9 protein-coding genes are annotated in these 7,495 nt (G+C 73.0%); 6 read left to right on the top strand and 3 right to left on the bottom strand.

The annotated features are described in order from the left end of the window. Together VR44_RS31360 and VR44_RS31355 are read left to right on the top strand one after the other, a co-directional pair. Positions 1 to 226 (top strand): glycoside hydrolase family 15 protein (locus VR44_RS31360; protein WP_045951006.1); only part of this gene is annotated, 226 nt, incomplete at its 5' end. 159 nt (positions 227 to 385) lie between these two features. Then, positions 386 to 2,197 (top strand): ATP-binding cassette domain-containing protein, encoded by a 1,812-nt coding sequence (locus tag VR44_RS31355; protein ID WP_094192040.1) that lies wholly within the window; start codon positions 386 to 388, stop codon positions 2,195 to 2,197. 18 nt (positions 2,198 to 2,215) lie between these two features. Here the strand turns inward: VR44_RS31355 and VR44_RS31350 are convergent, their stop codons facing one another. Further along, the gene (locus VR44_RS31350) at positions 2,216 to 2,809 is read right to left on the bottom strand and encodes a TetR/AcrR family transcriptional regulator (protein WP_045951004.1); all 594 of its coding nucleotides are present in this window, start codon (positions 2,807 to 2,809) and stop codon (positions 2,216 to 2,218) included. A 381-nt stretch (positions 2,810 to 3,190) separates the two neighbouring features. Here VR44_RS31350 and VR44_RS31345 point away from each other — a divergent pair, with 381 nt between their 5' ends. The 3 genes from VR44_RS31345 (at position 3,191) to VR44_RS31335 (ending at position 4,797) form a co-directional block, all read left to right on the top strand. Then, complete coding sequence (locus VR44_RS31345; RefSeq protein ID WP_425424551.1) at positions 3,191 to 3,817, top strand: methyltransferase domain-containing protein; 627 nt, start codon at positions 3,191 to 3,193, stop codon at positions 3,815 to 3,817. A gap of 77 nt (positions 3,818 to 3,894) precedes the next feature. Next, on the top strand, positions 3,895 to 4,242 hold the full coding sequence (locus VR44_RS31340; RefSeq protein ID WP_245692605.1) for an STAS domain-containing protein: 348 nt from the start codon (positions 3,895 to 3,897) through the stop codon (positions 4,240 to 4,242). Between the two features lie 39 nt (positions 4,243 to 4,281). Further along, positions 4,282 to 4,797, top strand: coding sequence for an ATP-binding protein (locus VR44_RS31335; RefSeq protein WP_094192039.1), 516 nt, complete (start codon positions 4,282 to 4,284; stop codon positions 4,795 to 4,797). Here the strand turns inward: VR44_RS31335 and VR44_RS31330 are convergent. Next, the gene (locus VR44_RS31330) at positions 4,769 to 5,350 is read right to left on the bottom strand and encodes a hydrolase (RefSeq protein WP_045951002.1); all 582 of its coding nucleotides are present in this window, start codon (positions 5,348 to 5,350) and stop codon (positions 4,769 to 4,771) included. The two genes, VR44_RS31335 and VR44_RS31330, sit on opposite strands and share 29 nt — an antisense overlap. A 225-nt stretch (positions 5,351 to 5,575) precedes the next feature. On the opposite strand from VR44_RS31330, the gene VR44_RS31325 reads away from it, so the two are divergent. Further along, the gene (locus VR44_RS31325) at positions 5,576 to 6,628 is read left to right on the top strand and encodes an enoyl-CoA hydratase/isomerase family protein (protein ID WP_045951001.1); all 1,053 of its coding nucleotides are present in this window, start codon (positions 5,576 to 5,578) and stop codon (positions 6,626 to 6,628) included. A 7-nt stretch (positions 6,629 to 6,635) separates the two neighbouring features. Here VR44_RS31325 and VR44_RS31320 read toward each other — a convergent pair whose 3' ends face one another. Next, the gene (locus VR44_RS31320; protein WP_045951000.1) at positions 6,636 to 7,379 is read right to left on the bottom strand and encodes a TetR/AcrR family transcriptional regulator; all 744 of its coding nucleotides are present in this window, start codon (positions 7,377 to 7,379) and stop codon (positions 6,636 to 6,638) included. Positions 7,380 to 7,495 lie beyond the last annotated feature (116 nt).

Below are 7,495 nucleotides of genomic sequence, written 5' to 3'. Positions count from 1 at the left end.
GTGCACCTTCCTGTACGTCGGCGCCCTCGCCCGCGCCGGCCGGCTGGAGGCGGCCCGGTACGCCTTCGACAAGATGCTCACCTACGCCAACCACGTCGGCCTGTTCGCGGAGGAGATCGGTCCGACCGGAGAGCAACTGGGCAACTTCCCGCAGGCGTTCACGCACCTGGCGCTCATCGCCGCGGCGCTCTCCCTGGACGAGGAACTGGACCGGGCCGGCGATTGACGGGGCGGCGTGCCCGAGGCGCCCTGTCGCGCACCGCGCCCATTCCCCTACAGTGCGTGATGCCCGTACCGGTCGAAAAATGGATGGACCGTACGGGCGCCCTTGCGGAACACTGCGGAACCTTCTCTGACGGTCCGACACAGCAGGGTTGGTACGGGAATGCCTGAATCGTCCAAGAGTACGCCGAGCAGGGGCTCGGTGTTCCTCGCACTCCGTTACTACGGGCGGGAGATGGCCCGCCTCAAACGCTGGACCGCCCCCGCGATGCTGCTCCCGGCGCTGGGCAACGTCGGCATCAACTACGTGGCGCCGCTGGTCGTCGCCAAACTCGTCGGCCGGATCTCGGAGGGCGCCGCCACCCGGACGGGTGCCATGCTCCCCTACCTCGCCGGCTTCGCCGCCGTCCTCCTCCTCTCCGAGGGGATGTGGCGCCTCGGACTGCACTGCCTCAACCGCGTCGACGCCCTGGGCGTCGAGCGCCTGTACGTCATCGGCCTGGACGAACTCTTCGCCAAGGACGCCGCGTTCTTCCACGACAACTTCGCCGGCTCGCTCACCAAGAGGGTCCTGAGCTTCGCCTCCCGCTTCGAGGAGTTCGTCGACGCGCTGACCTTCAACATCGTGGGGCGGCTGGTGCCGCTGCTGTTCGGGTCGGTGGTGCTCTGGCAGTACGACCCGCTGCTGGTCGTCGGGCTCCTGGTGATGATCGCGGTGACGGCGCTGGGCGTGGCCCCCCTGATCCGCCGCCGGCAGGCGCTCGTCGACCAGCGGGAGGAGGCGATCGCCCGGGTGTCGGGCCACGTCGCCGACAGCCTGATGAACATGGACACGGTGCGGGCGTTCGCCGCCGAGCGGCGCGAGGCCGCCGAACACCGGTCGCGGGTCGCGGAGTCGCGCCGGCTCATGCTGCGCTCCTGGGACTACGGCAACCTGCGCATCGACACCATCGTGGCGCCCATGTCCGTGCTGACCAACGCGCTGGGCCTGTTCCTCGCCGTCTCGCTCGCCGGGAGCGGCCACGGGGTGGAGGCGGTCGTCGTCGCCTTCACGTACTACGGCAACGCCACCCGCATCATGTTCGAGTTCAACCAGATCTACCGCCGCCTGGAGAGCTCGATGACGGAGGCCGCGCAGTTCACCGAACTGCTGCTGACCCCGCCGAAGGTGCTCGACCCGGCCTGCCCGGAGCCGCTCGGGCGGCAGGCGGCCGACGTGTCCTTCGAAGGGGTGCGCTTCACCCACCCGGGTGGCTCCGAACCGCTCTTCGAGGGCCTCGACCTGGCCGTGGCGGCCGGATCGAAGATCGGCCTGGTCGGCCGCTCCGGCGGGGGGAAGACCACGCTCACCCGGCTGCTGCTGCGGATGACGGACATCGACGGCGGACGGATCCGGATCGGCGGGCAGGACATCAGCCGGCTCTCCCAGAGCGACCTGCGCAGCCTGATCGCCTACGTGCCCCAGGACCCGGCCATGTTCCACCGCACCCTGCGCGAGAACATCGCCTTCGCCCGGCCGGACGCCACGGACGCCGAGATCCGCCGCGCGGCCGAGGCGGCGCACGTCACCGAGTTCGCCGACGCCCTCCCCGACGGCTTCGACACCATGGTCGGCGAGCGCGGGGTGAAGCTCTCCGGCGGGCAGCGCCAGCGGGTCGCCCTCGCCCGGGCCATCCTGCGCGACGCGCCGGTCCTGCTGCTCGACGAGGCGACCAGCGCGCTGGACTCCGAGAGCGAGATCCTCGTCCAGGACGCCCTGTGGCGGCTCATGGACGGCCGGACGGCGCTCGTGGTGGCGCACCGGCTGAGCACCGTCGCCACGATGGACCGGCTCGTCGTCCTCGACCACGGACGCATCGTCGAGCAGGGCACGCACCAGGAACTGCTCGCCGCGGACGGGGCCTACGCCAGGCTCTGGCAGCACCAGTCGGGCGGCTTCCTCGACGACACCCCGGCGCGGGCCGACCTCGTCTAGGCGGCCCGGAACAGGCATCTAGGTGAGCGGGGCGGGGACCAGGGCGGCGATCAGGTGGGCGGTGGTCTCGGCGGGGTCCGGGCCGTCCGGGTCGCGGGTCATCAGCAGGTGGTGGACCGTGCCGACGAGGGCCAGGGCCACCGCCCCGCAGTCCAGCCCCGCCGGCACCCGCCCCCGTGCGCGCTCCGCTTCCAGGTAGGCCCGTACCGACTCCTCGACCCCCGCGAACCCCGGCGCCCCCGACCGCAGCGCCTCGCGCGTGTGCAGGGCGGCGGCCGGGCGGGTGAGGGCGAGGCCGACGACCCCCGGGTCCAGGGAGTCCAGCAGGCCGAGGGCCACCTCGGCGAGGTTGCCGGCCACCTCGCCCTGCCCGGCCCGCCCGGCCAGTGCCCGCGCCGACCGCGCCCCGCGCGCGAACCGGTCCAGGACCAGTTCCGCCACGAACCCGTCCAGCCCCGCGAAGTGCGTGTGCAGCACGCCCTTGGCGCAGTCGGCCTCGGCGGTGACCGCCCGGCTGGTGAGTCCGGCGGCGCCGTCGCGGGCCACCACGCGTTCGGCGGCGGCGAACAGGCGCTCGCGCAGGTCCGGGATGGCTACTCCACGGGGTGACATCGGGACGCTCCGGTTTCGAGAGGGCGACGGTGGGTGATTGCGGGTATGGGCATCTGCCCATACTGTAGCGCCCAAGGTTTGGGCGTACGCCCATTCTCGTTTTCCGCACCGGAGGCGACCGAACCATGCCAGACCTGCCCGACACCGGTATCGCCAACACCGCCCAGGCCGAGGCGTGGAACGGCTACGACGGCACCTACTGGGCCACCCACCAGGAGCGCTGGGACGCCGTGAACGACGGCTTCAACGAACCCCTGCTCACCGCGGCGGCCATCGGCCCCGGCGACCGCGTCCTCGACATCGGCTGCGGTGCAGGCCGTACGACCCGGCTCGCGGCCCCGGCTGGCCGCCGCAGGGGACGGCGCCGGGGGAGGGGGCGGCATGGCGGAGGGACTGGACCTGTCGGCACCCCTGCTGGCCCGGGCCCGCGCCTCCGCCCGGGCCGAGGGCGTCGGCAATGTCGTGTTCACCCAGGGGGACGCCCAGGTGCACCCCTTCGCGCCGGGTTCCTTCACCCGAGCCGTCAGCCGGTACGGCGTGATGTTCTTCGCCGACCCGGCGGCCGCCTTCACCCACATCGCCGGAGCCCTGTGCCCCGGCGGCCGCCTGGCCTTCGTCGCCCCGGCCGAGGCGGGGGCCAACCAGTGGACGCAGGCCTTCCGGGCCCTGGACGGCATCCTGCCCGTCGGCGACTTCGCCGCCCCGGGCAGCCCGGGCATGTTCTCCCTGGCCGACCCCGACCGGACCGCGGCCCTGCTCACCGCCGCCGGATTCACCGGTGTCCGGGCCGTACGGACCGAGGCGTACGGGGTGTGGGGCGACGACGCCCAGGACGCCGCCGATTTCCTCCTCGGCACCGGGCCCGGCCACCACCTGCTCGCCCAGGCCGCCCCCGGGGCGGCCGCCGAGGCCCGACGGGTGCTGACCCGGCACCTGCGTCCGTACGAGCGAGACGGCGCGGTCCGCCTGCTCGGCACGGCCTGGCTGGTCACCGCGGACCGGGGGTAGACGGGGTATGCATGCATAGGGCGCCGGCCCGGGGGCAGGCGCAGGGAAGCGCGCGGGAAGGGTGATGCCGGATGGTGATGCCGGGAACGGAAGACGAACGGTTCAGCGTCGCGGTACGGACGGTGGACGGGGCGGTTCTCCTCACGCTCGGCGGCGAGCTGGACCACGACACGGCCGAACCCCTCCGGCAGGCCCTGGCGGCCGCGGCAGGCCGCGGCGGGCGGCTGGTGGTGGACATGTCCGGGCTCCGGTTCTGCGACTCCACCGGGCTGAACGCCCTGCTGCACGGCCGGATCGCCATCGAGGACGCCGGTGGCTCCCTCGAACTGGCGGGCCTCGGCGGGCCCGTCGCCCGGATGTTCCGCATCACCGGAGCGGACAGCGTCTTCCCGGTCCACGAGGACGTCGAACAGGCGCTGGGATGAATCCCGCCAGATGAGGAGCGAGGGGAGGGCCGCAGGACCATGGAAGGGCGAACGACGGTCAGCCGGAACTGGCTCCTGGTCTTCGACGGCCTGACGGACCAGGTCTCGCGGAGCCGCGATTTCACCCGCCGTGCCCTGACCGCCTGGCACTGGCTGCCCGCGGGCACGCCGGAGGTGGTCGAGGCCGTGGAGGACGTCCTGCTGCTGGTCTCGGAGCTCGTGGCCAACGCCTGCCGGCACGGGGGCGGGCCGGGGGCGCTCGTACTGGACTGCACGGAGGACCGGCTGCGCGTCGAGGTCACGGACAGGAGCCCGCAGCCCCCGGTCCCGCCCGGCTCCCGTACGGGGTCCGGTGCGCGGCCGGGGGCTGCCGACGGGTGGCCGGGCGGCTACGGGCTGCTCATCGTGGAGCGCCTGGGCCGGGCCTGGGGCTCGCGCCCGGGGGCGGTCGGCAAGTGCGTCTGGGCGGAGGTGCCGTGCCCGCCCGAGGTCCGGCGCCCGCCCGAGCCGCGGGCCCGGGCGGAGCTCAGCGGAGGGCGTCCAGCGCGGCGATGATCTCGGCGGTGGAACTGACCCGGCCGATCCGCGGGAAGATCTTCCCGAAGGTGTGGGCGTGGGAGTCGGCGTCCAGGTCGGCGGTGGCGTCCTCGGCGAAGACCAGCCCGTAGCTGTGCTCCCAGGCGGTACGCGCGGTGGACTCGACCCCCACGCTGGTCGAGATCCCGGCCAGCACGATGCGGTGGACGCCGCGCCGGCGCAGCTGGAGGTCCAGCTCGGTGCCGGTGAAGGCGCCCCAGTGCCGCTTGGTGACGGTGATGTCCCCGAGGGCCGCGAGTTCGGCCGGGATCTCGGAGAACGCGGCCGGCGGGGCGGAGGCGGGGCCGGGGCGGTCGACGTCGGTGCTGGGCAGGTCTCCGCCGTCGGGCGACCAGGCGACGTTGACCAGCACCACCGGGAGCTTGTGGGCGCGGAAGGCTTCGGCGAGCGCGATGCCGCGGGCGAGGACCTCGCCGGAGGGGCGGGCGGTGGGCAGGGCGAGGATGCCCTGCTGGAGGTCGATGAGCACCAGGGCGGTGGCGGAGTCGAGGGTGAGGTCGGAGGTGGTCATACGGGCTCCTGTCGGCGGTGTGGTGAGGGGTGGTGACGGATGCTCAGTCCGCCTCCCGGGTCGGCTGGCCGGGTCCATCGCTGCCGCGCCTACAGTACGGCGGGGTGGTCGACCAGGTCGTCCCGCAGCAGCCGGGCACGGGCCTGTTCGGGTCGAAGGCGTCAGACATGACAAGATCGTCAGAAAGGATCTTCATAGGGCGCCGGACCCGACATACTGGCGCCTGTGAAGACCGAAGACCACACCGTTCAGATCGGCACCGAAGGCTGTACGGGCCTGATCACCCTCAACCGTCCCGAGGCCATCAACGCCCTCACCCACCCCATGGTGCTGAGGATCGGCGAGGCGCTGACGGCCTGGGAACACGACCCCGCCGTCCGGCAGGTCCTCCTCCGCGGGGCCGGTGAGCGGGGCCTGTGCGCCGGGGGTGACATCCGGGCCATCCACGCCGACGCCAAGGCCGGTACCACCGGTTCCCTCGCCTTCTGGCGGGACGAGTACCGGCTCAACGCCCGCATCGCCCGCTACCCCAAGCCGTACATCGCCCTCATGGACGGGATCGTCATGGGCGGCGGGGTGGGCCTCTCCGCGCACGGCAGCGTCCGCATCGTCACAGAGCGGTCCCGGGTCGCCATGCCCGAGACCGGCATCGGCTTCGTCCCGGACGTCGGCGGCACGTACCTCCTCTCCCGTGCCCCCGGCGAACTCGGCACCCACCTGGCCCTGACCGGTACCGCGGTCGGTCCGGGCGACGCCGTCCTGTGCGGGCTCGCCGACCACTACCTGCCGTCCGACTGGCTGGAGGAGTTCACCCGGGAGCTGACCTTCGCCCCCGTGGACGAGGTGCTGGGGAAGTTCGACGGCGCCACCGCGCCCGCCGTCCCGCTCGCCGCCGAGCGGGAGTGGATCGACCACTGCTACGCCGCCGACACCGTCGAGGAGATCCACCAGCGGCTGCTGGCCACGGGCCTGCCCGCCGCGCGGGAGGCCTCGCAGACCCTGCACGCCAAGTCCCCGACCTCCCTGAAGGTCACCCTGGCCGCCCTGCGCCGCGCCCGCGCCCTGGACTCGCTGGAGCGGGTGCTGGAGCAGGAGTACCGGGTCTCCAGCGCCGCGCTGTCGTCCGCCCCCGACCTCGTCGAGGGCATCCGCGCCCAGGTGATCGACAAGGACCGCCGGCCGCGCTGGAACCCGGCGGCCCTCGTCCAGGTCCGCGCGGCGTCCGTGGAGCGGTTCTTCGCCCCGCTCGGCGAGGGAAGCGAACTGACCTTCTCCTGAGCGGGGTTCAGCTCCGGTCGAGCCGGGTCGCCAGGCCGTCGAGGATCCGCTGGAGTCCGTAGTCGAAGATCTCCTCGCGGAGCAGTCCCGGGTCCTTGCCCTGCCAGGCGGTGGCGTGGTCCTGGGTGAGCGGGTGGTCCGCCAGGGCCTGCTGGGAGGCCGGCACCAGGGACTCCAGCCACTCGGTCTCGCTCCTGCCGCTGCGGGCCAGCAGGGAGAGGTAGGAGGCCTCGCTGGTCGACGCGCCGAGCACGTAGGACATGACGGCCTTCATCGCCAGGTCCGCCTCGGCCTTGGGGAACCCGGCCGCAAGGGCCATGCCCAGCATCCGCTCCGACATGCGCATCAGGTTCGGGCCCAGGTGCGCGAGGCCCACCTGGCCGAGGACGGACGCCACCCAGGGGTGGCGCAGGACCATGCCGCGCAGGCTGTGCCCGCTGTGCGCCAGGGCCTCGCGCCATCCGTCCGGGCCGGTGGTCTCGGGGAGTTCGAGCTCCCCGTAGACCTCGTCCACGACCAGTTCGATGAGCTCGTCCTTGTTGGCCACGTGCCGGTAGAGGGAGGTGGCGGCCGTGCCCATCTCGGTGCCCAGCCTGCGCATGCTCAGTGCCTCGATGCCTTCGGCGTCCAGCAGCCGGACGGCCGCCGCGACGATCTGTTCCTGGCTGAGCGCGGGCTGCTCCTTCTGCCGGCGGGGCCGGGCCCAGACGGAGGGGACGGGGGCGGAAGTCTGCTGCTCTGAAGAGGACATGCCCTCAGCCTACCTGGCTGCGCACGCTGTACGCATGATGCGTACAGTTGCATGAGTGTGTGTGTCGGAAAGGTGCTCCGGCGTCGGCCGGAAAGGGCTCGTCCCGGGGCCGGGAG

This window comes from Streptomyces katrae (genome assembly GCF_000966975.1).
Lineage (GTDB): Bacteria > Actinomycetota > Actinomycetes > Streptomycetales > Streptomycetaceae > Streptomyces > Streptomyces katrae.
The sequence above is the reverse complement of the archived record's forward strand: the minus strand, read 5'-3'. Positions and strand labels throughout refer to the sequence as shown.